The organism is Phenylobacterium sp., from assembly GCF_030693625.1.
Classification (GTDB): Bacteria; Pseudomonadota; Alphaproteobacteria; order Caulobacterales; family Caulobacteraceae; genus Phenylobacterium; species Phenylobacterium ferrooxidans.
Genome location: NZ_JAUYAF010000081.1, coordinates 1 through 25572, shown reverse-complemented (window position 1 = coordinate 25572; position 25572 = coordinate 1). Strand labels below are relative to the sequence as shown.

25 protein-coding genes, 1 pseudogene and 1 riboswitch are annotated in these 25572 nt (G+C 70.0%); of the genes and pseudogenes, 14 read left to right on the top strand and 12 right to left on the bottom strand.

The features are described from left to right. The 3 genes and pseudogenes from Q8N10_RS18880 to hemC all read right to left on the bottom strand — a co-directional run. Positions 1–542, bottom strand: a pseudogene (locus Q8N10_RS18880) (hypothetical protein); the annotation flags it as partial. Positions 543–545: 3 nt separating this feature from the next. After that, a complete protein-coding gene (locus Q8N10_RS18875) occupies positions 546–1238 on the bottom strand; it encodes a uroporphyrinogen-III synthase (protein WP_304780712.1) in 693 nt (230 codons plus the stop codon). Positions 1239–1290: 52 nt separating this feature from the next. Continuing rightward, a complete protein-coding gene (gene hemC, locus Q8N10_RS18870) occupies positions 1291–2244 on the bottom strand; it encodes a hydroxymethylbilane synthase (protein ID WP_304780710.1) in 954 nt (317 codons plus the stop codon). Positions 2245–2313: 69 nt separating this feature from the next. Between hemC and tsaD the strand changes: the two genes are divergently transcribed. From tsaD to Q8N10_RS18840, 6 genes are all read left to right on the top strand, one after another. After that, positions 2314–3402 carry a tRNA (adenosine(37)-N6)-threonylcarbamoyltransferase complex transferase subunit TsaD gene (tsaD, locus tag Q8N10_RS18865; RefSeq protein WP_304780707.1) on the top strand — a complete coding sequence of 363 codons (1089 nt, stop codon included), beginning with the start codon at positions 2314–2316 and terminating at the stop codon, positions 3400–3402. Continuing rightward, complete coding sequence (locus tag Q8N10_RS18860; protein ID WP_304780705.1) at positions 3399–4397, top strand: NAD(P)H-dependent glycerol-3-phosphate dehydrogenase; 999 nt, start codon at positions 3399–3401, stop codon at positions 4395–4397. Before tsaD ends, Q8N10_RS18860 begins: the two co-directional genes overlap by 4 nt. A gap of 11 nt (positions 4398–4408) precedes the next feature. Further along, on the top strand, positions 4409–4693 hold the full coding sequence (locus Q8N10_RS18855; protein ID WP_304780702.1) for a YciI family protein: 285 nt from the start codon (positions 4409–4411) through the stop codon (positions 4691–4693). After that, positions 4690–5058 (top strand): Rieske (2Fe-2S) protein, encoded by a 369-nt coding sequence (locus Q8N10_RS18850; RefSeq protein ID WP_370690225.1) that lies wholly within the window; start codon positions 4690–4692, stop codon positions 5056–5058. Before Q8N10_RS18855 ends, Q8N10_RS18850 begins: the two co-directional genes overlap by 4 nt. Before the next feature lie 58 nt (positions 5059–5116). Further along, entirely contained in the window at positions 5117–5833 is a 717-nt protein-coding gene (locus Q8N10_RS18845; RefSeq protein ID WP_304780700.1) for a class I SAM-dependent methyltransferase, read from the top strand. A gap of 267 nt (positions 5834–6100) precedes the next feature. Next, the gene (locus Q8N10_RS18840) at positions 6101–7243 is read left to right on the top strand and encodes a cell wall hydrolase (protein WP_304780696.1); all 1143 of its coding nucleotides are present in this window, start codon (positions 6101–6103) and stop codon (positions 7241–7243) included. 24 nt (positions 7244–7267) lie between these two features. Here Q8N10_RS18840 and Q8N10_RS18835 read toward each other — a convergent pair whose 3' ends face one another. Together Q8N10_RS18835 and Q8N10_RS18830 are read right to left on the bottom strand one after the other, a co-directional pair. Beyond that, the gene (locus Q8N10_RS18835; protein WP_304780693.1) at positions 7268–8017 is read right to left on the bottom strand and encodes a creatininase family protein; all 750 of its coding nucleotides are present in this window, start codon (positions 8015–8017) and stop codon (positions 7268–7270) included. Between the two features lie 75 nt (positions 8018–8092). Continuing rightward, positions 8093–9466, bottom strand: a complete 1374-nt coding sequence (locus Q8N10_RS18830) for a cytochrome P450 (protein ID WP_304780690.1) — start codon at positions 9464–9466, stop codon at positions 8093–8095. Between the two features lie 93 nt (positions 9467–9559). On the opposite strand from Q8N10_RS18830, the gene Q8N10_RS18825 reads away from it, so the two are divergent. The 4 genes from Q8N10_RS18825 (at position 9560) to Q8N10_RS18810 (ending at position 14301) form a co-directional block, all read left to right on the top strand. Then, complete coding sequence (locus tag Q8N10_RS18825; RefSeq protein ID WP_304780684.1) at positions 9560–10222, top strand: TetR/AcrR family transcriptional regulator; 663 nt, start codon at positions 9560–9562, stop codon at positions 10220–10222. 131 nt (positions 10223–10353) lie between these two features. Continuing rightward, positions 10354–12240 (top strand): acetate--CoA ligase, encoded by a 1887-nt coding sequence (acs, locus tag Q8N10_RS18820; RefSeq protein ID WP_370690227.1) that lies wholly within the window; start codon positions 10354–10356, stop codon positions 12238–12240. Then, entirely contained in the window at positions 12241–13221 is a 981-nt protein-coding gene (locus Q8N10_RS18815) for a small ribosomal subunit Rsm22 family protein (RefSeq protein WP_304780678.1), read from the top strand. It abuts the gene before it with no gap. Positions 13222–13317: 96 nt separating this feature from the next. Then, positions 13318–14301, top strand: coding sequence for an NADP-dependent oxidoreductase (locus Q8N10_RS18810; RefSeq protein WP_304780675.1), 984 nt, complete (start codon positions 13318–13320; stop codon positions 14299–14301). On the opposite strand, the gene Q8N10_RS18805 is transcribed toward Q8N10_RS18810, so the two are convergent. Further along, positions 14298–14588, bottom strand: coding sequence for a hypothetical protein (locus tag Q8N10_RS18805; RefSeq protein ID WP_304780673.1), 291 nt, complete (start codon positions 14586–14588; stop codon positions 14298–14300). The genes Q8N10_RS18810 and Q8N10_RS18805 overlap by 4 nt on opposite strands. Positions 14589–14813: 225 nt before the next feature. Between Q8N10_RS18805 and Q8N10_RS18800 the strand changes: the two genes are divergently transcribed. Further along, positions 14814–17636 carry a pitrilysin family protein gene (locus tag Q8N10_RS18800; protein WP_304780670.1) on the top strand — a complete coding sequence of 941 codons (2823 nt, stop codon included), beginning with the start codon at positions 14814–14816 and terminating at the stop codon, positions 17634–17636. Further along, positions 17636–17866: a hypothetical protein gene (locus Q8N10_RS18795; protein ID WP_304780668.1), complete on the top strand. Its 231-nt coding sequence runs from the start codon at positions 17636–17638 to the stop codon at positions 17864–17866. The genes Q8N10_RS18800 and Q8N10_RS18795 overlap by 1 nt, the downstream gene beginning before the upstream one ends. A gap of 7 nt (positions 17867–17873) precedes the next feature. Here the strand turns inward: Q8N10_RS18795 and purH are convergent, their stop codons facing one another. From purH to Q8N10_RS18770, 5 genes are all read right to left on the bottom strand, one after another. After that, entirely contained in the window at positions 17874–19466 is a 1593-nt protein-coding gene (gene purH / locus Q8N10_RS18790) for a bifunctional phosphoribosylaminoimidazolecarboxamide formyltransferase/IMP cyclohydrolase (RefSeq protein ID WP_304780665.1), read from the bottom strand. A gap of 20 nt (positions 19467–19486) precedes the next feature. After that, positions 19487–19570: riboswitch (ZMP/ZTP riboswitch) on the bottom strand. A 28-nt stretch (positions 19571–19598) separates the two neighbouring features. Next, positions 19599–21326 (bottom strand): heparinase II/III family protein, encoded by a 1728-nt coding sequence (locus tag Q8N10_RS18785; RefSeq protein WP_304780662.1) that lies wholly within the window; start codon positions 21324–21326, stop codon positions 19599–19601. 9 nt (positions 21327–21335) lie between these two features. Continuing rightward, complete coding sequence (gene rpe, locus Q8N10_RS18780; RefSeq protein ID WP_304780659.1) at positions 21336–22001, bottom strand: ribulose-phosphate 3-epimerase; 666 nt, start codon at positions 21999–22001, stop codon at positions 21336–21338. Positions 22002–22044: 43 nt separating this feature from the next. Then, entirely contained in the window at positions 22045–23331 is a 1287-nt protein-coding gene (locus Q8N10_RS18775; protein ID WP_304780656.1) for an RsmB/NOP family class I SAM-dependent RNA methyltransferase, read from the bottom strand. A 55-nt stretch (positions 23332–23386) separates the two neighbouring features. Further along, positions 23387–23773 (bottom strand): hypothetical protein, encoded by a 387-nt coding sequence (locus Q8N10_RS18770; protein ID WP_304780653.1) that lies wholly within the window; start codon positions 23771–23773, stop codon positions 23387–23389. 138 nt (positions 23774–23911) lie between these two features. On the opposite strand from Q8N10_RS18770, the gene Q8N10_RS18765 reads away from it, so the two are divergent. Next, positions 23912–24109, top strand: a complete 198-nt coding sequence (locus tag Q8N10_RS18765; protein ID WP_304780650.1) for a DUF1674 domain-containing protein — start codon at positions 23912–23914, stop codon at positions 24107–24109. A gap of 113 nt (positions 24110–24222) precedes the next feature. Further along, the gene (locus Q8N10_RS18760) at positions 24223–24819 is read left to right on the top strand and encodes a hypothetical protein (protein ID WP_304780647.1); all 597 of its coding nucleotides are present in this window, start codon (positions 24223–24225) and stop codon (positions 24817–24819) included. A 3-nt stretch (positions 24820–24822) separates the two neighbouring features. Here the strand turns inward: Q8N10_RS18760 and pyrF are convergent, their stop codons facing one another. Then, a complete protein-coding gene (gene pyrF, locus Q8N10_RS18755; RefSeq protein WP_305663974.1) occupies positions 24823–25542 on the bottom strand; it encodes an orotidine-5'-phosphate decarboxylase in 720 nt (239 codons plus the stop codon). Positions 25543–25572 lie beyond the last annotated feature (30 nt).

Below are 25572 nucleotides of genomic sequence, written 5' to 3'. Positions count from 1 at the left end.
GCGGCGGCGCGGGCGGCATGGTCGGGAAAGCTGGCGGCCAGGGCCGCGCGGCTGGGGGCGCCCCGCTCGGCCACCCGGCGCAGGGCGCTCAGCTCGGCGGACGGCGGCGAGACCGCGTCCAGGGCGGCCAGCTCCTCGGCGAAGGGCCGGGAGCTCTGGGCCGCCTCCATCAAGGCTGCGGCGGCGAGGGCTGAGGCGGCGGCCTGCGCGGTGCGCGACTGTTCAACCTCCAGGACATCGAGGCGGGTGGCGAGTTCGGAGAGCGCGGCGGTGTCGGGCGGGGCCGGTGACGACGCCTCGTCAGGCGGCGTAGCGGCGGGATAGGCCTGCACGGACGACAGGGGCCGGACGGCGGCAAGGTCGGCGCTGAGGGCGGGGCGGGGCTTGGCCGGCAGCAGGTGGGGGCCAAACCGCGACAGGCCATAGCCGGCCAGCACGCAGGCGAGGCCGAAAACCGCCACTAGCCAGGCCTTCACCCCCGGCGGCCGCGCGCGGCCATAGGCGGGCGCGGAGGGCTCCAGGGGGTCCGGCGTGACGCTCATGATCTACCGGTCTATCAGATTCAACAGCGCCGCTTCGAGAGGAAAGGGCGCGAACACCTTGGCCGCCATCTTGGTGCGGGCCAGCGGCTTCATCACCGCCTTGGAGAGGCACAGGGCTCGCAGGCCCGGCAGCGGCGTCTCCTTCAGCATGGCCGCCAGGACCTGGCTGGCCTTGGGAGAGTGCAGCAGGACCGCGTCGATTTCCGGCAGCGCCGCCAGCTCTTCCGCCGTCAGTTCGGCCGGTCCGGTGTCATAGAGGACCAGGCGTCTGGCCTCGATACCGTGGGCCTCCAAGGCCCCCACCAGGTCGCCGGCCGGCTCGGCGGCGCCGGGATGCAGGACGCAGCCCTTCAGGTCGCGCTTGCGGGCGGCGATGCCCTCGGCCAGGGCTTCGACGTCGCCATCGGCTGACAGCACGTTCTTGAAGCCGGCCGCGCGCACCGCCTGGGCGGTGGCCGCGCCGACCGCGAACACCCTCAGGGACCGTTCGGGGGTCGCCTCGATGAAGGCCCGCACCCCGTTGGCGCTGGTGAAGGCGAGCGCGCAGACCCCGCGCAGGTCCACCTCGACACCCTCAACCGGCTGGACGGCGAGCAGGGGCGCGACGAAGGGCTCGTGCCCCAGGGCGCGGACACGGGCGGCGGTGGCCTCTGCGGCGGGCTGGGCCCGGGTGATCCAGATCTTGCGTACGCTCATCGTCCGGACACGGTTGAGCCAAGCCTGGCCATAACGCAACCCAGAGAGGTCTTCACGCCTCGTGGAGGGCGAGCAGGTCGCCGCCCTCTTCCAGCACCTGGGCGCCGAGCGACAGGCCCAGTTCCCGGGCCGCGGCCTCGTGGTCGGCGCCCAGCAGGGCCTCGCCCTCGCGGCGGAAGCGGTGGACGCCGTCCGGCGACAGGGCCTCGACGATCAGGTGAATGCGGTCGCCCAGGATGCGGGCGTGGGCGCCGATCGCGGTCTTGCAGGAGCCTTCCAGGGCCATCAGGGCGCCGCGCTCGGCGGCCACGGCCACAATGGTCCCGTGGTGGCGCACGGCGTCCAGCCAGGGCAGGTCCACGTCGCCCGAGCGGGTCTCGATGGCCAGGGCGCCCTGGCCGGGGGCCGGCGGAACCTCGACAGGATCGATCAGGCTCTGGGGCAGGTGTCCGAGGCCCAGGCGGTTGAGGCCCGACATGGCCAGCAGAATCGCGTCGGCGTCGCCGGCCTGCAGCTTGGCCAGGCGGGTGTCGACATTGCCCCGCAGCATCTGGACGTCGAGGTCGCGGCGCCGGTGCAGGGACTGGGCCTGGCGGCGCAGCGAGGCGGTGCCGAGAACCGCGCCCTGCGGCAGGTCCTCGAGCCGGTCGGCCTTGAAGGACAGGAAGGCGTCGCGGGGATCCTCGCGCTCGGGGATGGCGGCGATGGTCAGGCCGTCGGGGCAGACCGCCGGCATGTCCTTCAGCGAGTGGATGGCGCAGTCGATGCGGCCCTCCAGCATCGCCTCCTCGATCTCCTTGGTGAACAGCCCCTTGCCGCCGATCTCCAGCAGGCGGCGGTCCTGCACCCGGTCGCCGGTGGTGGTGATGATGATCAACGGGGCGACGCGCTCGGCGTCTTCGGGGGGCGCGCCAAGGGCGGCGGCGATGCGACGCTGCATCATGCCGGCCTGGGCCAGGGAGAGCTTGGAGCCTCGGGCTCCGATCCGGACAGGTTGCGTGGGCACGGCGGGAGGGCTACCTCGGCGGGGAACTAGGCCGTTCGCTACAGGACGGAACCCCAAGCCGCAACGCAGATGACCGACCTTACCCTCCTGGGCCTCGAAACCAGCTGCGACGAAACCGCCGCCTCGGTGCTGCGCCGGTCCGCCGACGGCCGCGTGGAGGTTCTCTCCAGCGTCATCGCCAGCCAGATCGCCGCCCATGCCCCCTATGGCGGGGTGGTGCCGGAGATCGCCGCCCGGGCCCACGTGGAGTCCATCGACGCGATAGCCGCCCAGGCCATGAACGAGGCGGGCGTCACCTATGCCGACCTCTCGGGCGTGGCCGCCACGGCGGGCCCCGGCCTGGTGGGTGGGGTTATGGTGGGGCTGTCCTTCGGCAAGGCCGTGGCCCTGGCGCGCGGCCTGCCCCTGATCGCGGTGAACCACCTGGAGGGCCACGCGGTCTCGGCCCGGCTGGCCGCCGAGGTGCCCTACCCCTTCCTGCTGCTGCTGGTGTCGGGCGGCCACTGTCAACTTCTCGCTGTCGAAGGCGTCGGCGCCTGCAGGCGCCTGGGCTCCACCATCGACGACGCCGCCGGCGAGGCCTTCGACAAGATCGCCAAGAGCCTGGGCCTGCCCTATCCCGGCGGCCCGGCCCTGGAGAAGCTGGCGGTCGGCGGCGATCCCACCGCCTTCACCCTGCCCCGCGCCCTGCTGGGCCGCGAGGGCTGCGACTTCTCGTTCTCCGGCCTGAAGACCGCCGCCGCGCGCCTGGCCGAGACCGTCACCACCGAAACCCAGCGCAGGGACCTGGCCGCCTGCGTCCAGACCGCCATCGCCCGCCAGCTGTCGGACCGCACCGATCGCGCCATGGCCGCCTACGCCATCGCCCAGGGCAACCGCGACCTGCGCTTCGTGGTGGCCGGCGGGGTGGCCGCCAACAGCGCTGTGCGCGCAAAGCTGATGGAGACCGCCACGGCCAGGGGCTTTTCCTTCGACGCCCCGCCGCTGGCCTACTGCACCGACAACGCCGCCATGATCGCGCTCGCCGGCGCTGAACGCCTGGCCCTGGGCATGACCGATCCCCTGGACGCGCCCGCGAGGCCGCGTTGGCCCCTGGACGCCGCTGCGGCGTTATCCAATCCCACCCACGCATTCGGACGCAAGGGCGCCAAGGCATGAGCATGAGAACCGCGGGCGTGATCGGCGGCGGGGCCTGGGGCACCGCACTGGCCCTGGTCTGCGCCCGCGCCGGCCTGCAAACCACCCTCTGGGCCCGCGAGGCCGAGGTGGTGGACGCCATCCGCACGAAGAACGAGAACAGCCTCTTCCTGCCCGGCATCGCGTTTGACAGCCCCGTCACCGCCACCGGCGACATGGCCGACCTGGCCGGCTGTGACCTGATCCTCAACGTCACCCCGGCCCAGCATCTGAGGGCCAGCCTCGCGGCCTTCGCGCCCCATGCGCGGACGGGCGTGCCGATCCTGCTCTGCGCCAAGGGGGTGGAGCAGGGGTCGCTGAAGCTGATGACCGAGGTGCTGGCCGAGACGCTGCCGCACGCCTGCCCCGCCGTGCTGTCGGGACCGAGCTTCGCCGGCGAGGTGGCCCGCGGCCTCCCCACCGCCGTGACCCTGGCCTGCCCCGACGAGGACCTGGGTCGCGACCTGGCCGAGGCCATCGCCAGCCCGCTGTTCCGCCCCTACCTGGCCACCGACATGATTGGCGCCGAGATCGGCGGCTCGGTGAAGAACGTGCTGGCCATCGCCTGCGGCGTCGTCGAGGGCCGCGGCCTGGGACGCAGCGCCCATGCGGCCCTGATCACCCGGGGCTTCGCCGAGCTGACCCGCCTGGCCGAGGCGCTTGGAGGCGAGGCGGAGACCGTGGCCGGGCTCTGTGGCCTCGGCGATCTGGTGCTCACCTGCTCCAGCGCCCAGTCGCGCAACAACCGCGTCGGCCTGGCCCTGGGCCAGGGCATGACCCTGCAGGAGGCTCTGGCCAGCCTGGGCGGGGCCGTGGCCGAGGGCGTGGCCTCCGCCCCCGCGGTGCGCGGCCTGGCCGCCAAGCACGGGGTCGAGATCCCGATCTGCGACGCCGTGGCCGCCATCCTGGCGGGCGAGGCCGATATCGACACCGCAATCGCCAGCCTGCTCTCGCGCCCCCTCAAGACCGAATTCTGAAGGAACCGCCCATGGCCCTCTTCGTGCTGATCTGCCTCGACAAGCCCAATTCCCTGGACCTGCGCATGGCCACCCGGCCGGCGCATCTGGCCTATGCCGGGACCTTCAGCAACGTGGTCAAGCTGGGCGGCCCGATCCTGGACGACAAGGGCGACATGGCCGGCTCCCTGATTGTCATGGAAGGCGAGACCGCGGAGGTGGCGCAGGCCTTCAACCGTGACGATCCCTATACCCTGGCCGGTCTGTTCCAGAGCGTGCAGATCCTGCCCTTCCGCGCGACCATCGGGACCCTGTGATCCGGGACGAGCCCGACAATCCGGCCAGGCCCCCGGCGGGTGAGCGTCTCTGCGCGCTCGCCGACCTGGCCGATCCCGGCGCCAGGGGTTTCCGGTTCCGCAACGAGCGCGCCCTGTTCGCCGGCTTCCTCGTGCGACAGGGCGACAGCGTGGCCGGCTATGTCGACTCCTGCCCGCACAACGGCTGGCCCCTGGCGGTGATGGACGACCGCTACCTGACGCGTGAGGGGGACCGGATCATCTGCGCCGCGCACGGGGCCATGTTCCGCCCCGCCGACGGGCTCTGCGTGGCGGGTCCCTGCGCCGACGAGCACCTGCGCCCCTGGCCGGTGGCGGTGGTGGACGGCGACGTGGTCACCGCCTGACTCTTCCTTAACCCGCCAGGGCTAAGCCTCTTGCTCAGATATTTGAGAGGAGCCTGTCATGGCTGACGCCCTTCGCGCCCTGGCGACCATGAACCACCGGTTCGCCCCGCAGTTCGCAAAGACCATGCTGGCCACGCCGCGCGCCGATGACGACGCCGCCGCCTTCGCCGCCCATTGCAAGGCCATGAACTTCGAGTTCACCGAGGGCTGGGCCGACCAGAACATCCCCTTCGTCTCCCCCCTGCTGCGCGACTTCGCCGCCCAGCGCGGATCGCTGCGCTACATGGAGATCGGCGCCTACGAGGGGCGCAACCTGGCCTTCATGGACTGGCTGCTGCCGTCCAAGCTGGACGTCACGGTGATCGATCCCTGGTTCGACGAGGACCTGAACCCGGAAGAGAAGTACCACGCGGTCGAGCCGCGCTTCGCCCGCAACACCGCCAAGCTCAGCTTCTCCAGGCTGACCACCCACAAGGGATTCTCGACCTACGAGCTGCCCAGGATGCTCGAGCGAGGCGAGACCTACGACCTGATCTACATTGACGGGTCGCACACGGCGTGGGCCGTGGGGGTGGACCTGGCCTACTGCGCCGCCCTGTTGAACGTCGGCGGCATGATGGTTCTGGACGACTACTGGCACCACGAGAGCGAGATCGGCGGCCCGGGCGTCAAGCAGGCGGTGGACGCCTTCCACGGAGTCTTCCGGCGCTACTTCGACATCACGGCCGTCTACCGCCAAGTGGCCCTGACCAAGATCCTAGAAATCCCGCGCTGATTACTGACGGGCTCTGCTGAGAGCTTGTTCTGGCGTCGGACCCCGGGACTCCGGGGTGCGGACCGGCTGTTTGGCGCCGGGACCTGTCATAGTTAATGCAAAATAAAAGATTCATGGTAGCGCGCTCCACAAATCGGGGTTATGGCGTTCGTCTTGCAATTGCTGCAGTGCACTGTCCCAGGAGAGAACACCGCCGTGTTGGAACGTATGCGTCACCTTTTGCAGGCCGCCAAAAGCCGTCTGCCGCGACGTGACGCGATCCATCTCGTGAGTGTTGAACTTGCTCTGGTGGCCGCCCTGACCGCCGGCATCGCTGTCGCGGCCGCGCCCGATGGCCGCAATGAACGCCTGGCCCGCCTGACAGGGGGCGAAGTTTCTCCCCAGGCTTTCGCCCGGCTCAAGGCCAGCATGGACCCCGCGATGCTGACCCTGGCCAGCCGCGTCGAGCCTCGCATGGGCGGTCTGATGACGCCCGCGGGCGATGTGATCAACCCCGACGCCGCCGCCCTGCCCGAAGGCGCGGCTGCGGACGCCGCCGTCATCCGCCTGCAGGATCTCGACGCCGACCAGGCCCGCGCCTGGAACCTGGCCAACCCGACCTCGGTCCTGCCCAACCCGGCGGCGCGTCCCTTCAAGCTGAAGACCGGCGGCATGCTGGACGAGGCCCGCGCCATCGATTGCCTGACCGCGGCCATCTATTACGAAGCCGCCTGGGAAAGCGTCGAAGGCCAGCGCGCCGTGGCCCAGGTCGTGCTGAACCGCATGCGCCACCCGGCCTACCCCAAGACGGTCTGCGGCGTGGTGTTCCAGGGCTCCAACCGCACCACCGGTTGCCAGTTCAGCTTCACCTGCGACGGGGCGATGAACCGTCAGCCGCAGGAAGCCGGCTGGCTGCGCGCCCGCAGCGTCGCCTCGGCCGCCCTGAACGGCTATGTGATGAAGCAGGTCGGCACCGCCACCCACTACCACGCCAACTATGTCGCCGCGTACTGGAGCCCGAGCCTGGTCAAGGTCGGCACCATCGGCGCCCACATCTTCTATCGCTGGACCGGCGGCTCGGGCCTTCCCCCCGCCTTCTCCGGCAAGTATCTCGGCACCGAAGCCGAGGGCATGCAGATCGCCGCCCTCGACAAGTACGCCACCACGCCGAAGATCGAGGCCTCCCTGGCCAACGACAACCTGCAGGAAGCCCTGCCGGTGGAGGAGGCCGTCCTGACCAAGGCCCCGAAGGGCGCTGACGGCAGGACACCCGCCAGCCAGTCCGAGACCGTCAAGCAGGAGCCCCTGGTCACCGTGGCCGACGCCGCCAAGGACGCCGGCGCCCTGCTGAAGGCCGAAGACCTCGACTGGACCGGCCAGCCCAAGAAGAAGGGCCCGCCGCGCCTCGCCATGCCCGGATCGACGTTCTAACCCCTAACGCCACGCAGCAACGGGTCAGCCCGGCGCGATTTCCGCCGAGAAGGCGTTGACGTCCTCGATCAGGCCGGCCGCGGCCGTCGCCACCAGTTCAGCGCCCTTTTCCGGCGTGGCCAGGGCGGGATCCGACCCCATCCGACCGTCGGGATAGCGGGCGCGGAAATCGAGCGCCTCGCGGATCGGACCGGTGGGCGCGATCTGCGGCGTATAGGCGGCGGTCTTGATGGCGTCGGGATAGGCCCACTGGGTCACCGCGATCTCCGAGGGCGTCGCGTGGCTGCCGTGGCCTACCGGAAACTGGCGGTTGGCCAGGGCCAGAACCCCTCGCAGCTCCCACCAGTTCTTCAGCTTCATCGAGAAGCCGCGCGGCCGGCCGGCGAAGCTCGCCTCCGCATAGAGTTCAGAGAAGGCGGCCTCGATGGTGGCGACGTTGCCGCCGTGCCCGTTGAGGAAATAGATCTTCTCGAAGCCGTGGTGGCCCAGCGAGCGGCACCAGTCGCCGATGGCGGCGATGAAGGTCGAGGGCCGAAGGGAAATGGTGCCCGGGAAGCCCAGGTGATGCTGCGCCATGCCGATGTTGAAGGTCGGCCCCACCAGAATGTCGCCGGTCTTTTGGGCCTCGTTGGCGATGATCTCCGGGCACAGCCAGTCGGTGCCCAGCAGGCCCGTGGGCCCATGCTGTTCATTGGAGCCGATCGGGATCACCACCGTCCTGGAGCGGGTGAGGAAGGCTTCGATCTCGGGCCAGGTGGAGAGGTGCAGCAGCATGGAGCGGTCCTAGCGGGAAGAAGGGCGGCCTTCCCACATAGTCGGTTCCCCCTCGGACCGTAAGCGGCTGCGGCGTCAGCGCCTGCGCAGGATCATCGGCAGCCCGCCCCGTGGGCGCATGGTGATCTTCTGCAAGATCTCCACCTCATGGCCCGGCCTCAGGGCCAGGCTGTAGCCTTGGGCCAAGGTCGCCAGGATCAGCAGGGTCTCGGTGACGGCCAGCTGGGCGCCGATACAGACCTTGGGCCCACCGCCGAAGGGCATATAGGCGAAACGCGGCCGCTCGACGCCTGGGGCGAAGCGCTCGGGATCGAACCGTCCGGGGTTGTCCCACAGGGCCTCGTGCCGGTGTTGGATCCAGGGGGCCACGGCGATCATCGCGCCCTTGGGGATCTTCACCCCGCAGATCTCGTCGGCCTCCAGGGCCATCCGGGTGGAGAGGCCGGGCGCGGCCGGATAGACCCGCAGCGCCTCGTCCACCACCATCCTTGCATAGGGCAGATGGGCCAGGTCCTCGTGTCCGGGCGTGCGGCCCCCCAGCACCTGATCGAGCTCGGCGTGCAGGCGCGCCTCCACCTGCGGGTGCTGCGAGAGCAGGTACCAGAGCCAGCACATGGTGGCCGCGGTGGTCTCGTGCCCGGCCAGGAAGATGGTCACCACCTGGTCGCGGATCTCCTTGGGGCTCATGCCCTCCCCGGTTTCCCCGTCGCGGGCGGCGATCAGCCGGGCCAACAGATCCTGGGGCCCGCCCTCGGCATCGGCCTGGCGCTCGGCGATCATCCGGGCGATGGCGCCGTCCATTTCGGCGAAGATCGCCTCGATCCGCCGCTCACGGGCCTTGAAGCGGTGCTCGCCGATCACTGGCAGGATATCGAGGATGTTGAAGTCCAGTTGCTCCATGGCCTTCTCCATGGTCCCGCGCACCACGCCCGCCACGTCGGCGCCGTCGGTGGAGAACATGGTCCTGGCGATGATCTGCAGGGTCAGGTCGGTCATGGCCTCGGCCACGTCGATCTCGACGCCCTCCGGCGCCTGGTCCCAGCGCTGGCGGAAGGCTTCAGCGCAGGCGGCCATGGCGGGGGCGTAGGAGGCCACGCTCGGGGGCGAGAAGGAGGGCGCCATCGTTCGTCGATGGGCGCGCCACATGTCCCCGTCGGTGGAGAGCAGCCCGTCGCCGAACATGGCCGAGAAGAATCGCCGCTCGCGCTCGGTCTTCGGATAGTTGGCGACATGATCCAGCAGGATCCGCTTCACCCCCGCCGGATCGCTGACCACGTAAAAGCGCTGGCCGCCCGGGGTGGGGACCTTGAGCACCGGCGTTTGATAGGCCTGGGGCGGGATGGTGGGGAAGGGGTGCTTTCGCAGGGCCTTGCCCAGGCCAAACAGCGGCATGCGGCGTGGCGGCGGATCAGACCCCACCAGCTTCGGCGACATCTCTAAGGCGGTCATGGCGCGCCCTCCCAGGCTCACTTAACGTCGTTAAACTGAGCCTAAGCCCTCGAAGGAGATTTACAACGTTAAATGAATGACAGAACTACGCGCATGGTCTCCCGCGTCCCGTCCAAGGCCCGCCCGCAGCTCACTCCCGACCTGGTGGTGGCCGCCGCCGCCCAGGTCCTCGAGCGCGAAGGTTTCGAGGGCCTCACCATGCGGGCGGTGGCCGCACAGCTGCAGGTTCAGGCGCCGGCCCTCTACTGGCACTTCCCCAACAAGGACGCCCTGCAGGTCGCGCTCTATGACCACCTGATGGCCGATCTGGTCTTCGAACTTCAGGGGCGCGACTGGCGCGAGGACATCTTCGACATGGCCCAGCAGTTGCGCCGCCACCTCCTGGCGCGACGTGACGTGGCCCTGCTGCTGCCGCATGGCTTCTTCGTGGGCCCCAACATCATGGGCCATGCCGAGAAGATCCTGGCGATCCTGATGCGAGCGGGTCTGGCGCCCAGGGACGCGGGCTACGCCATGAGCACCGGCTTCTCCTACGTAATCACCTGGGTGATCGGCGAGGCAGACCTGGTCGCACGCCGCGCCACCGGCCACGACGGCAATGACGAGCTGGCCCAGGCGATGGTGGCCACCGGCGCCTACCCTCACTTCGCCCAGGTCATCGGAAGCTTCGAGGCGGGCGGCGATGTCGACGGACAGTTCGCCTTCGGCATGAACTGCCTGATCGCCGGCTTTGCGCAGCTGATCCCGGAACGCTGATTTCTGGTGCAGCCTGTTGCGCCCGGCGGACGCCCTCCGCATAACTCGCAGCCAAGTTTTGATGGGAGTTAAGAACGGTGAGCGAGGGCGAAGTTTTCCCGGTTCCCGCGGCCTGGGCCAAGCGGGCCAAGATGAACGCGCAGGCCTATGAGGCCGCTGTTCAACGCGTCGAGACCGACCCCGACGGCTACTGGACCCAGGTCGCCAGCCGCCTGGACTGGATCAAGCCCTTCACCCAGGTCAAGGACACCTCCTTCCACAAGCACCCGTTCCACATCCGCTGGTACGCGGACGGCGTGCTCAACGTCTCGGTCAACTGCCTGGACCGCCATCTGGAAACCCGCGGCGATCAGGTCGCCATCATCTGGGAGAGCGACGAGGGGACGCCCTGGGACAACCTCACCTACCGCCAGCTGCACGCCGAGACCTGCCGCATGGCCAATGTGCTCAAGGCGCGCGGGGTCCAGAAGGGCGACCGGGTCACCATCTATCTGCCGATGATCCCCCAGGCCGCCGTCGCCATGCTGGCCTGCGCCCGGATCGGCGCGGTCCACTCGGTGATCTTCGGCGGCTTCTCGCCGGACTCGATCGCCGGCCGCATCCAGGATTGTGACTCCAGGATCGTCATCACCGCCGACGAGGGACTGCGCGGCGGCAAGATCGTGCCCCTGAAGCGCAATGTCGACGAGGCCCTGGAGCAGTGCCCGGACGTCACCGACGTGATCGTCGTGCGCCGCACCCGGGCCGACGTGCCCATGAAGGACGGCCGCGACGCCTTCTATTCGGATCTCAAGCAAGGAGTCGCCGACACCTGCGAGCCCGAGCCGATGAACGCCGAAGACCCGCTGTTCATCCTCTACACCTCCGGCTCCACGGGAAAGCCCAAGGGCGTGCTGCACACCACCGGCGGCTACCTGGTGTGGGCGGCCCACACCCACGAGCTGGTGTTCGACTACAAGCCCGGCGAGGTCTTCTGGTGCACCGCCGATGTCGGCTGGGTCACCGGCCACTCCTATGTCGTCTATGGCCCCCTGGCCAATGCGGCCACCTCGGTGATGTTCGAGGGCGTGCCCAACTACCCCACCAATTCCCGCTTCTGGGAGGTGATCGACAAGCACAAGGTCAACACCTTCTACACCGCTCCCACCGCCATCCGCGCCCTGATGCGCGACGGCGATGAGCCGGTCCTGAAGACCTCGCGCAAGTCCCTGCGCCTGCTGGGCACGGTGGGCGAGCCGATCAATCCTGAAGCCTGGCTCTGGTACCACCGGGTGGTGGGCGACGGCCGCTGCCCCATCGTTGACACCTATTGGCAGACCGAGACCGGGGCGTGCCTGGCCTCGCCGCTGCCCGGCGCCACCCCCCTGAAGCCCGGCTCCTGCGCCAAGCCCCTGCCGGGGATCAAGTTCGAGCTGGTGGACGCCGAGGGCCAGACCCTGCACGGGGCCACCAGCGGCAACCTGGTGATCACCGACAGCTGGCCGGGCCAGATGCGCACCGTCTACGGCGACCATCAGCGCTTCTTCGACACCTATTTCTCCACCTATGCCGGCAAGTATTTCACCGGCGACGGCTGCCGCCGCGACGAGGACGGCTATTACTGGATCACCGGCCGGGTGGACGACGTGATCAATGTCTCCGGCCACCGCCTGGGCACCGCCGAGATCGAGAGCGCCCTGGTGAGCAACGAGAACGTGGCCGAGGCCGCCGTCGTCGGTTTCCCCCACGATATCAAGGGCCAGGGGGTCTACTGCTTCGTCACCCTGAAGGCCGACGTCACCCCCACCGACATCCTGCAGGCCGAGCTCAAGGGCTGGGTGCGCCGGGAGATCGGGCCCTTTGCGGCGCCCGATGTGGTGCAGTTCGCGCCGGGCCTGCCCAAGACCCGGTCGGGCAAGATCATGCGCCGGATCCTGCGCAAGATCGCCGAGAACGACCTCTCGAACCTGGGGGACACCTCCACCCTGGCCGATCCCTCGGTGGTGGACGACCTGGTGAAGAACCGCATCGGCAGCTAGGTGAGCCCCGACCTGCCCGCGGCCCTGCGCCTGGCCGCCGACCGCCTGCTGGACGGCGTGGCCCGCAAGGGCCTGGCCGAGCGGACCGCGAAGATCTCCAGCGGCTATCGCGGCGGGGCCACCTCGCGCGCGGTGGTCACCGACGAGGCCGATGCGGTCGCCTATGTGCTGTCGCGCCTGCCCGCCACCTATGCGGCTGACGCCTTCGTCTTCGCCGAACTGGAGAGAATGGCGCCCGACTTCGCCCCCCGGCGGCTGCTGGACGCCGGCGCCGGCCCGGGCGGGGCCAGCTGGGCGGCGCTGGAAACCTGGCCCGCGATCCAGGCCGCCACCCTGCTGGATTCCAGCCGCCCCTTCCTCGACATGGCCGCCAAGCTGGCGAGCGAGGCCGGGCCCACCCTGCGAAACGCGAACTTTTTACGCGGCGACCTGACCGCGCCCTCAACCGATTGGCCCCAGGCCGACCTGGTGACCGCCAGCTACGCCCTGGCGGAAATCGCCCCGGTCCGCCAGGCCGAGACCGTGCAGGCCCTCTGGGCCGCCACCGACGGCGCGCTGGCCCTGATCGAACCCGGCACGCCGGACGGCTACCGGCGGATCCTGGCCGCCCGGGAGACGCTGATCGCGGCGGGGGCCGAGCTTCTGGCCCCCTGCCCCCATGCCCTGGCCTGTCCCCTGATCCCACCGGACTGGTGTCATTTCGTCCAGCGCCTGCCCCGGTCGCGCGATCACCGACTGGCCAAGGGCGCTGACCTGCCCTTCGAGGATGAGAAGTTCAGCTATCTGGTGGCGGTCCGGCCCGCTGTTCCCACCCTGGCCCGCACCGCCCGCGTCCTGGCTCCGCCGCGCGTGGCCAAACCGGCGATCACCTTCAAGCTCTGCACGCCGGCCGGAACCGCCGAGCTGACCGACGTTCCGCGCCGCGACAAGGCCGCCTACGCCCGGGCCCGCCGGCTCGACTGGGGCGACGCCCTTCCCTAGAGCGCGCCAGGGTGAGAGAACAGGCGCCGCCGCCCACCGTATTTCCGGGCCGACGATAAAGATTTCTGTTTTTCAAATTCCAAATGGGAGGGCGCCATGCCCGTCAGCCGCGAAGTCCACCTCATCGAGCGCCCCAAGGCGATGCCCACCGTCGATCAGTTCCAGATCGTCGAAACCAACGTGCCCGACGCCGCCGACGGCGAGGTGCTGGTGCAGAACCTCTACATGTCGGTGGACCCGGCCATGCGGCCGCGCCTGACCGCCGGCCAGGATCTGGGCGTGGCCATGATGGGCGGGGCCCTGGGCCGCGTCGTCCAGTCCAAGAACGGTGACTACGCGGTCGGCGACCTGGTCTCCAACCGCCTGGGCTTCCGCGAGTACTTCACCTCCGACGGCAAGGGCCTCACCAAGCTGACGCCGGACCCGGACCTGTCGCTCACCACCCACATGCACGCCCTGGGAATGACCGGCTTCACGGCCTATGGCGGCATTCTGCACATCGGGGCGCTGAAGGACGGCGAGCAGGTCTTCGTCTCCACCGCCGGCGGGGCCGTGGGCTCCATCGCCGCCCAGATCGCCAAGATCAAGAACTGCTACGTCGTCGGCTCCACCGGCTCGGCCGAGAAGGCCGCCTGGCTGAAGGACGAGGTCGGGCTCGACGCGGTCATCAACTACAAGGACGCCCCGATCCGCGGCCAGCTCGAGGCCGCCACCCCCAAGGGCATCGACGTCTATTTCGACAATGTCGGCGGCGATCACCTGGAGGCCGCCCTGCGCCGCATGAATACGCTCGGCCGGATTCCGGTCTGCGGCTTCATCTCCGGCTACAATTCCGGCCACTCCAATGTCTCGAACCTGTCGAACATCATCTATTCGCGGGTGATGCTGCGGGGCTTCGTGGGCACGGACTTCATGCACATGTATGGCGACTTCCAGCGCGACATGGCCGGCTGGCTGAAAGATGGCCGCGTGAAGTACCAGGAGACCGTCCTGGAGGGCATCAACAACGCGCCCAAGGCCCTGATCGGCCTCATGGAAGGCCTCAACGCCGGCAAGATGCTGGTGAAGCTGGCCGACTAGGCCGTCTTCGGAAAGGCCACCACCGCGGCGGCCTTCTCCGCCTTCATCGCCTCGCCCTTGGCCTCAAGGCCACGGCGCAGGGCGGCGAAGTGGGGGACAATGAAGTCGATGAAGGCGCGCATCCGGGGCGTGTCCTTCAACTCGGGCCGGGTGACCACCCAGGCGCTGTACCGCAGCTCGGGAATCGGCGGGGTGCACTGGATCAGATCGGGCTCAAGGTCGGCCAGCAGGCAGCCCACGGGGGCGATCCTCAGGCCCGCCTTCACCGCGATATTGAGGTTGGTCACGGAGTTGGACGTGTGGACCGCCCCACGCCGGGAACCTGGTCAAGCATCCCCTTCATGCCCGGAAGAGGCAAGGAAGCGCCGTCACCACCGATGGTCATGGTTTCGCAGGTCCTCCACACGACAGGCGATCCGGGATGACGGCTTTCAATGACAATCCCGTAAGCTTCCCTCGCGCGTCGCGGATGCTAGGTTCTCGAGCCAACCCAGCCCCTTCGAGACGCGTCCATGTTCCGCACCTTCGCCTGCGCCGCCGCCCTCAGTCTGGGGATCGCCACGGCGGTTCCCGCCTTCGCCGCCGACCAGGTTCCGCCGATCGCCTACAAGGAGCGGGTGCTGGCCAACGGGATGAAGGTCTATTCGTCCATCGACCGGACGACCCCCAATGTGACGGTGCAGGTCTGGTACGGGGTGGGGTCAAAGGACGACCCTCAGGGCCGCTCGGGCTTCGCCCACCTGTTCGAACACATGATGTTCAAGGCCACCAAGGACCTTCCGTCCGAGAGCATCGACCGCTTCACCGAGGACGTGGGTGGGATCAACAACGCCTCGACCTATGACGACTTCACCAACTACTACGAGGTGGTGCCGGCCAATCATCTGGAGCGCCTGCTCTGGGTGGAGAGCCAGCGGCTGGGGTCCCTCGTCGTCGACGAGGCCACCTTCAAGTCCGAGCGGGACGTGGTGAAGGAGGAACTGCGTCAGCGGGTACTGGCCAGTCCCTATGGCCGGCTGTTCGCCCTCTACCTCCCCCAGGCCAGCTACACGACCCACCCCTACAAGCGCCCGGGCATCGGCTCCATCGAGGAGCTGGACGCCGCCACCATCGACGACGTGCGGGCCTTCCACGCGGCCTATTACCGCCCCGACAACGCCGCCCTGATCGTTGTGGGCAATTTCGACCAGAAGGCCTTTGACGCCTGGGTCGACAAATATATGGGTCCGCTCAGGCCGCCGGCCGAACCGCTGAAGCGGGTCACCGCCGTAGAGCCGGCGCGCACCGGCCCCGGCGTCTTCACCGGCTATGGCCCCAATGTCCCCCTGCCGGCGGTGGCCATCACCTGGCTGGGTCCGAAGGCGGCTGACCCGGACGCCTCGGCGCTCAAGGTGCTGGACGCCATCCTCTCCTCGGGTAAGTCGGCCCGCCTTTATGACGCCCTGGTCTACGACCAGCAGATCTCCGCCCAGGTGCTGTCCAGCGCCGACCTGCCGGAACAGCCGGGCATGTTCGCGGTGGGGTCGATCATGGCCTCGGGCCACACCATCGAGGAAGGCGAGAAGGCCCTGCTGGCGCAGGTCAAGCGCCTGCGCGACGCCCCGCCCACCGCCGCCGAGCTGTCGGAGGCCAAGAACGAGCTGGTGGCGGGCAAGCTGCGGGAACGCGAGACCATCGACGGCCGCGCCTTCGCCCTGGGCTACGCTTTGCGCACCGAGGGCGACGCGGCCCAGGCCAACAAGGAACTGGCCGAACTGCAGGCGGTGACCGCCGCCGACGTCCAGCGGGTGGCCGCCAAGTACCTGCCCGACGATCGCCGCATGACCATCCGCTACCTGGCCGAGAGCGACCGACCCAAGGGCGAGACCGCCACGGTGGCCGCCGCGCCCGTTATCGCCTCCGTGAAGTACACCGGCCCGATCACGGAACTGGCGCCGGAGGGTCAGCGCGTCGCCCCACCGCCCCTCGCCAACCCCGTGAGCCCGGTCCTGCCCAAGCCGGCCGAGAAGACCCTGGCCAACGGCCTGCGGGTGATCGTCGCCCAGTCCACCACCCTGCCCCTGGTCACCGCCGACCTCACCGTGAAGACTGGCGCCTGGGCCGACCCGGACGGCCTGGCCGGCGTCGCCGGCATGACCGCCGGCATGCTTACCGAGGGCACCAAGACCCGCAGCGCCCCGGAGATCGCCCAGCAGACCGAGGCGCTGGGGGCGACGCTCGCCTCCGGCGGCGGTCAGGAGAGCAGCTCCGTCACCCTCAACGTCATGCCCGGCAACCTGGACGCCGCCATGGCGATCATGGCCGACGTGGCCAAGAACCCGGCCTTCGCCGCCGAGGAACTGGAGCGCCAGCGCGCCCAGACCCTGGACGGCCTATCGGTGGCCTATCAGGAGCCCGGCCAGCTGGCGTCCTTCGCCGCCGGCCCCACGGTGTTCGCCGGCACCGCCTTTGGTCATGTGGCCGGCGGCACCCCGGCCTCGGTGGCCAGGTTCGCCACCGGCGACCTGGTGAAGCTGCACGCGGCCTACTGCCGGCCCGATAACGCCGTCCTGGTGCTGACCGGGAAGATCACCCCGGCCCAGGGCTTCGCCCTGGCGGAGAAGACCTTCGGCGACTGGAAGAAACCCGCCACCCCGACCCCGGCCGCCCCCACCATCACGCCCTCGGCCAAGCCGCGGGCCATCGCCATCGACCTGCCCGGCACCGGCCAGGCGGCGGTGAGCGTGCTGAAGCCCGGCATCGCCCGCAGTGATGCGGCCTACTATCCGGGCATCGTCGCCAACACCGTGCTGGGGGGCGGGTATTCGGCCCGCCTGAACCAGGAGATCCGCATCAAGCGCGGCCTGTCCTACGGCGCCAGCTCGTCCCTGACCCCGCGCCGCACCACCGGCCTGTTCCGGGCCGCGGCCCAGACCAAGAACGAGTCCGCGCCCCAGGTGCTGGACCTGATCCTGGCGGAGATGAAGGGCCTGACCGCCACCCCGCCGGGCGCCGAGGAACTGAAGGCCCGCAAGTCGGTGCTGATCGGTGGCTTCGGCCGCGAGCTTGAGACCACCGAAGGCCTGGCCGACATCCTGGGCAACCTCGCCCTCTACGGCGTGCCGCTGAGCGAAATGAACGCCTATACCGGCAAGGTGGAGGCGGTGACCGGGGCCCAAGTGCAGGACTTCGCGGCCGCCAGGCTCGATCCGGCCGCCGTCAGCGTCATCGTGGCGGGCGACGCCAAGGGCTTCACTGAAGGCCTCAAGGCCCGGCGGCCCGACCTGGAAGTGATCCCGGCGGCCGATCTCGATCTGGACAGCCCCACCCTGAGGAAAGCTGCTAAAGCCCCCTGATGAGATTTGAATTCGACGCCCTGTCGCTGTTCGGCCTCGCGGCCGTCTGCGCCAGTCTGTTCTGCTACATCATGGAGAGGCGAAGCCCCTGGTGGATCCTGGGCTTCGCCTTCGCCAATTTCGCGGCCTCGTCCTACGCCTTCCTGCAGGGCGCCTGGCCCTTCGGACTGATCGAGATTTTCTGGGGCCTCGCGGCCCTGTGGCGCTGGCGGGACACGAAGACGGCCTGATCCAGGGCTAGTGGCGGAAGACCCGCACGCCGGTGAAGACCATGGCCAGGCCACGTTCGTCGGCGGCGTCGATGACCTTCTGGTCGCCGATGGAGCCGCCCGGCTGGATCACCGCGGTGCAGCCGGCGTCGGCGGCCTGGATCAGGCCATCGGGGAACGGGAAGAAGGCCTCCGAGGCGCAGGCCGAACCCTTGAGGTCCAGGCCGAAATCGGCGGCCCGGAGCGCCGCGATGCGGGCTGAGTCCTTGCGGTTCATCTGGCCGGCCCCGACGCCGAGGGTCTGGCCGCCACGGGCATAGACGATGGCGTTGGACTTCACGTGCTTGGCGATGGTGAAGGCGAACAACATGTCGCGCACCTCCTCCTCGGTGGGCGCGCGCTTGGTGACGACCTTGAGGTCGGCCGCCGTCAGGCGGGCGTCGTCGCGGCTCTGCACCAGGAAGCCGCCGGACACCGACTTGAAGGTGGTCCCGGCCGCCAGGGGATCGGGGAGGCCGCCGGTGGTCAGCAGGCGCACGTTCTTCTTCTTGGCGAACAGGGCCACGGCGTCGGGGTCGGCGTCCGGCGCGATCACCACCTCGGTGAGCAGCTTGAGGATTTCGGTGGCGGTGGCGGCGTCCAGCTTCTGGTTCAGGGCGATGATGCCGCCAAACGCGCTGGTAGGGTCGCAGGCCAGGGCCCGCTCATAGGCCTCGACCATGGACTTGCCCGTAGCGACGCCGCAGGGGTTGGCGTGCTTGATGATGGCGCAGGCGGGACCGGCCGCGGGATCGAACTCGGCGATCAGTTCGAAGGCCGCGTCGGTGTCGTTGATGTTGTTGTAGCTAAGCTCCTTGCCCTGGAGCTGTTTGGCGGTCGCCACGCCGGGGCGGGGGTCGGCGAAGCGGTAGAAGCTGGCCGACTGGTGGGGGTTCTCGCCATAGCGCATCGTCTGGACCAACTCGCCGCCGATGGCCCGACGCTTGGGCGCGGCGTCGCCGAGGGCCTGGGCGAACCAGGTGGAGATGGCGGCGTCATAGGTGGCCGTGCGGGCATAGGCCCGGGCGGCGAGCGACTTGCGCAGGGCCAGGCTGGTGGTCCCGGTGGCCTGCAGTTCGGCCAGCACCTCTTCCAGGTCGGCGATCTCGGTGCAGACGCAGACATAGCCGTGGTTCTTGGCCGCCGAGCGGATCATGGCCGGGCCGCCGATGTCGATGTTCTCAACGCAAGTTTCGAAGTCGCCGCCCGCCGCCACCGTCTGTTCGAAGGGGTAGAGGTTCACATAGACCAGATCGATGCCGCCGATGCCGTGATCGGCCATGGCCTTGGCGTGATCGGGCGCGTCGCGAACGCTGAGCAGGCCGCCGTGGACCACGGGGTGCAGGGTCTTGACCCGGCCGTCCATCATCTCCGGGAAGTTGGTGAGCTCGGCGATATCCTTCACCGCCAGGCCGGCGCCGGCGATGGTCGCCCGGGTGCCGCCGGTGGAGACCAGTTCGACCCCCAGCTCGGCGAGGACCTTTGCGGCCTCGATCAGGCCGGTCTTGTCGGAGACGGAGATCAGGGCGCGCTTGATGGGGGCGCGGTCGGCGGGCTTGGGGAAGTCGGGGGCTGCGGGCACGGCAAATCCTTCATCGTTTGAGGAGTTGCCCAGGCGAGCGGCATATGGACCCTGCGCTCCCCAGTGGTCTCCCACCTCAGTTTTCGCCAGTCACGCAGGTCGGGGTCGCTTTAGGCCCGGCAGACCCAACCGTCAATGCGGCGGGGGCCAGGCCTCCGCTGCCGCCAACTTCCACCGCACCCGGGCGCCGGCGTCCAGGCGGGCATTGCCGCGCAGGACGATCTGGTGAGTCCGCTTGGGCAGGCCGTCCTGGAAATAGACCGAGGTCTCCACGGCGACCTCCTGGGCGTCGTTGCGCAGCCACCAGCCGGTCTCGTCGCCCTCGGCGCGCAGCAGCACGCTCTTGCCGTCCCGGGCCAGGCTGGCGCGCACATCCGGGTGGACGTGGAAGCGGACCATGAAGGGGACGAAGCGCCGGGCTTCCGGATCGCCTGTGGCCTCGGCCACCGGTGTCAGCCGATCCTCGCCGCGCAGTTCGTCGGCGGCCAGGTCCAGGAACAGGCGGCGCTCGTGGCGCAGGCCAAAGCGCGGGACCCAGCCCTCATGCGACATCTCCAGCCACAGGGCCTCGGCGGTCTCGTGGCGCTGGGCGGCGACGGTGTCATAGGCGTCGATCAGGCGGGGCCCCAGGGCGTTGGCCCGGAAGCCGCGCAGAGGTTCACCGCAGGCGGCGTCCCCCACCCCGACGGTGGAGCTGGCGTCGGCCAGCCGCAGGGCCTGGGGACCGTTGGCCTCCGGGGACCAGGCGCAGGCCACGATCAGGCGGCGGCCGGCCGCCAGCACCTCGATGGCGAGCGGCTGGGCGCAGGCGCCCACGCTCCAGGCCCCCTCCGCCGGCGGGGCGCAGTCGGCCAGGATCTGCAGGCTGCGGGCCTCCAGCCGCTGGTAACCGTTGCGGGCCACCGGCGCGCGCTGGGTCTGCTCCTCGCTGGCGCGGGCGGCGGCGACGTACTGGCGGCTCCCGGCCTCGCCCCCCTGCAGATCGGGCAGGCAGCCGTCGGCCAGGGTGAAGAAGCGCACCGCCCCGGTCAGACGGTCCATGGCGCGCATCATCTCGTCTGGCGCGGCGATGCCCCGCTGCACCAGGGCCTCATCGAGGGCCTGGAGATCCAGCAACAGCTCCAGGGCCGCCCGGGCGCTGCGCGAGGCGTGACCGCCGTCGGGCTGGACGGTGACGGCCAGGGCGCGCTCCAGCCGAACCAGGCCCCGATCGATAAGTTTTTCACCGGCTTCCCCCGACAGCACCGTCCCGGCCAGGGTGGCGGCCACCGCGCGCTCGGCGGCGCGCACCGGACCTTCTTCGATGTCGAGCAGATGGCGCGCCTGGCGGGCGAGATCCAGGGTGATCAGGGCGATCTCGGCGTCCGAGGCCCGGGCGCAGAGAGTCGTGGCGGCGCAGGCCAGGTTGAAGGTCCGCCGTTCCAGGACCTCCGGGGCCCACGAGAAACCGTTCCAACGCCCGAAGACCCGGCTCCAGTCCAGGGTGAGGCGCAGGCCCTCCGCCGCGCCCGCCTCCCCTGTCGCGAGCAGGTCCGGCATCCAGTCGAAGCGGTGCAGAACCGCCGCGAACCGCCGCGTCGGGCTGGGGCGGTCCCAGGGATCACCCCGGGTCCCGGTCTCCAGGGTCGCGCCGCCGAACACGAAGCGGCCGTCCAGGATGCGGCGGCCGGCCTCCGGGTTCACCGGGCGCGGATTGCGCGGGCTGGCGGCGAGGCCCTCCGGGCGCGGCCTGGCCAGCATCCAGCGGTGCAGGGGATTGCCCGCCCACTCCCGGCGCGCCTGGCGCTGCAGGGCCTGGGCGAGGGCGAGGAGGAAGACCCGGCCGGGCAGGCGCGACAGAGCCGGAAGGCCGCCCGCCATGGTCTGGCCCTACCCGCCCTTCAGGGCGGCGATATTGGCGGCGTAGGCCGACGGGCCGCCCTTGAACACCGCGGTCCCGGCCACCAGGGCGGTGGCGCCCGCCGCCATGCACAGGGGCGCGGTCTCCGTCGTGACGCCGCCGTCGACCTCCAGATGGATGTCGCGGCCCGTGGCGTCGATCATCTCCCGCAGCTTGGCGATCTTGGCCAATTGGGAGTGCATGAACTTCTGGCCGCCGAAACCGGGGTTGATGGACATCACCAGGATCAGGTCGATCTCGTCCATCATCCACTCGATCACCGAGGGTGAGGTGGAGGGGTTGAAGACCACGCCGGCCTTGCAGCCCAGCTCGCGGATGCGCTTGAGCGTGCGGTTCAGGTGATGGCCGCTCTCCGGGTGGACGCTGATGATGTCGGCGCCGGCTTCGGCGAAGGCCTCCAGGTAGTTGTCCACCGGAGCGATCATCAGGTGCACGTCGAAGGGGATCGAGACGTGGGGCTTCAACGCCTTCACGATGTCGGGGCCCAGCGTGATGTTGGGCACGAAGTGGCCGTCCATCACGTCGATATGCAGCCAGTCGGCGCCGGCGGCCTCCACAGCGCGGCATTCCTCCCCCAGCTTGGCGAAGTCGGACGCCAGGATGGACGGGGCGATGATCGGGGTGCGCGCGGTCATGGTCCCGACTTAACGGGGCCCGATGGCCGGGACAAGGCAGACCTTAGGCTTCGCGGGTGTAGCGAGCGACGAAGAAGCCGTCCGTCCCGCCCACAAGGTGATGTGGCAGGATTCTGAGCGTGCCGTCGGGCCGCAGACTGGCCTCCGGCGCCCCGCCCTCGCCGGCCGTCATCGGGGCCAGCGCGAAGTCGGGATTGCGGGCCAGGAAGCCGGCGGTCTGAGACTCACCCTCCTCCGGCTCTAGGGAGCAGACGCAATAGACCAGGCGGCCGCCCGGCTTCACGCGCCGGGCCGCCGAATCCAGCAGCCGGGACTGGACCCCGGCCAGGGCCGCGACATCCCCGGGCTTGGCGGCCCAGAGAACATCGGGGTTGCGGCGATAAGTGCCCGTCGCGCTACAGGGCGCGTCCAGCAGGACGGCGTCGAAGGTGCGTGTATCGGGCCAGCTTCCCGCGTCGTCGGTGGCGGTCTCGGCGGTCAGCCCCATGCGGGCGAGGTTCTCGGCGACCCGGACCAGGCGGGAGGCGGAGCGATCCAAGGCGACCACCGAGGCGCCGGTCGCGGCCAGCTGCAGGGTCTTGCCGCCGGGGGCGGCGCAGAGGTCGAGCACGGTCTCGCCAGCCTTCGCACCGAGGAGCCGCGCCGGAACGGCGGCGCTGGCGTCCTGCACCCACCAGACGCCGTCGGCGAATCCGGGCCAGGTGGAAATCTCGCCCCGCAGGGCCGAGCGCAGAGTTCCGCCCGGCAGTTCTTCGGCCTCCAGGGACGCCGCCAGGTCCGGCGAGGGCGCCTTGAGGGACAGGTCGGTGGCCGGTTCGGCGGCGATCAGGGTGGCCATGGCCCGGGCGGCGGGCTCGCCGAAGGCCGCCGACCAGCGGCTGAACAGCCAGGGCGGGGCCAGCAGCTCGGGATCGGTCATGTCCGGCGGCTCGCGGGTCAGGCCGCGCAGGATGGCGTTGACGACGCCCTTGAAGGCGCGGCCCTCCTTGAGCTCGGCCACCAGGTCGACGCTGGTTCCGACGGCGGCGAAGGCCGGCGTGCCCAGCACGAAAGCCTGGGCCGCGCCGAGACGCAGGATGTTGCGCACCACCTCCGGCGGCTCGCGGGAGATGCGGCCGTCCAGGGCCCGGTCGATGGGACCGAGATGGCGCAGGGTCGCCAGCACCAGGGCGCGGGCGAAGCCCCGGTCGCGGGGCTCCAGGTTGCGGAAGGCCGGCGTGGCGGCCGCCTCGTCGAAGCCCGAGCGGCGGTTGAGGGCCGCGGCGAGCAGGTCGAGGGCGGCGCGGCGCGCGGGCAGGCCGGCGGCGTCGGAGGCTGAAAGGTCGGTCACGCGGGCGGCGTGCCCGCAAATCGGCCCCTAGGCAAGCCCCGACGCGCGTGGCACCCTAGACCCGGGCGGGCTTGCCGCCGACGGTGAGGACGGCGACGCCGAAGATCACCATGCCCAGGACCAGCAGGATTTCCCCCGCGGCCATGATCGGAACGACACTGGTGTTCCCCTGCAGCAGCAAGGCCAGCAGCGGCAGGCTGATCAGGTTTCCCAGGTTGGAGACTCCGAAATTGGTCCAGGCCAGGCGGGTCGGCGTCTGGGGGCCGGCCAGGCCGTAGAAGGCCCCCATAAGGGCCAGCGTCGCCCAGCCCAGCAGGTTGATGTGGGCGTGGACGGGCGACAGGCTGTGGTCCCCCGACGTCCCCATGAAGATGCCCAGGCACATGCCGATGAGGGCGTAGAGGACGGCGGAGGCGAAGAAGGCGACGGAAATCTTGGACATGAAACACTCCCCCGAATGTTGCGCGCCCGACGGGGACAACCCGCCGAACGCCGATATGCCTCCCTAAAATGGGTTGTCCGCCATGGCAACGCTTGCGCCGAACTGGCGCTGGGGACCGCGCAGGCGTAAAATCGCGGCATGGAAGACACCGGTCCCCCCAACGCCGCCCCCGGAAAGCCCCTGACGCCCGCCGCCCGCCGCGCCCTGGAAGAAGCCGCCGCCCGCCATGCCGCCGAGCAGGAGGCGCAGCTGGCCGCCGAGAATGGTGGTCCCGCCGGCCTCGAGCCGACCCGCTTCGGTGACTGGGAGCGCAAGGGCATCGCCGTCGATTTCTGACGGTCCGGCCTGTTAACCCTTCGCGCGGCGGCTTTCGCGCCTGAGGGGTGAGGTGTCGCCGCAACCGCTTATGCCGCCTAGGTTTCCGTCGAAGCCGTGTGGCGGAGAGTGTGATGTCCTGGTTAATGCGAACGATGTTGGGCCTGGCCCTGGCGTTCACCGCCAGCGCGGCCATGGCCGGTTGTCCCGGCCCCTGTGGCCAGGGCCGCGGCTACGATGACGGCTATCGCGGCCAGTCCAGCTACAGCAGCGGCTACAGCCTTCGCACCTATGGCGACGTGGCTCAGCACTACGGATATCCTAGCTGCGGCCAGTGCGGCGCCTTCGCCCACGAGCGCGCCTACGAAGACCGCTACGACGAGCGTTACGACGATCGGGGTCCGCCGCCCTGCCGCGCGCAGCGTTGCGGCGAGTGCCGCCAGTGCGGCGAGCTGATCCTGAGCGACGCCTTCAGCTATGACTACGGCGTCGGCCCCTATCCCGAAGGCGGGTATGGCGGCGGCGGTGGCGGCTATGTGGCCGGCGGCGGGTTCGCCGGCGCGGGAACCGGCGCGGGCGCCAGCGCCAGCGCCAGCGCGCGGGCCTCAGCCTCGGCCAGCTCCAGCAGCCATATCAGCATCAATATCGGCCGCGGTGGCGGTGGCCATAAGGGCGGCGGCGGATGCAAGACCTGCGGCGGCGGCGGCCACAAGGGCGGCGGGCACAAGTAGACGCTAGATCCCCGCCATCTCGGCGGCGACGCGCATCGCGGCCTCGCGGGGATCGTTGGCCGCGGTGATGGGCCGGCCGACCACCAGATGCGAGGCGCCGGCCTTCAGGGCGTCGGCCGGGGTGGCCGCGCGGGCCTGGTCGTTCTTCGCCGACCAGTCGGGGCGAACGCCGGGCGTCACCACCAGGAAGTCCTTGCCGCCGATGGCGCGCGCCAGGGCCGCCTCATGCGGACTGGCCACGACACCGTCGCAGCCGGCGGCCACCGCCTGATGGATGCGGCGCTCCACCAGGGACCGCGCTGTCTCGGAGAAGCCCATCTCGATGAGGTCGGCGTCCGACAGGCTGGTGAGCACCGTCACGGCCAGGACCTTGAGGCTGGAGCGGCCCTTGCCGCGCACGGCGGCCTCCATCACCTGGGGTTCGCCGTGGACGGTGAGAAAATCGCAGCCGGAGTCGGCCAGGACCGCCGTGGACCGCTGCACGGTGGTGCCGATGTCGTGCAGCTTCCAGTCCAGGAAGATCTGCTTGCCCTGGGCCTTGAGCTCCCGGGCCAGCGTCATGCCGTCCGAGGCGAACAGCTCCAGGCCGATCTTGTAGAAGCTTGCGGCCTCGCCGATCGCCGCCACCATTTCCCGGGCCTGCTCGACCGTAGGCAGGTCCAGGGGCACGATCAGGCGCGGATCGCAGGCGACATCGGCGTCGAGGCGGGCGGCGGCGGTCATGGCGCAGGCTCCAGGCGGATTGGCGCCGGT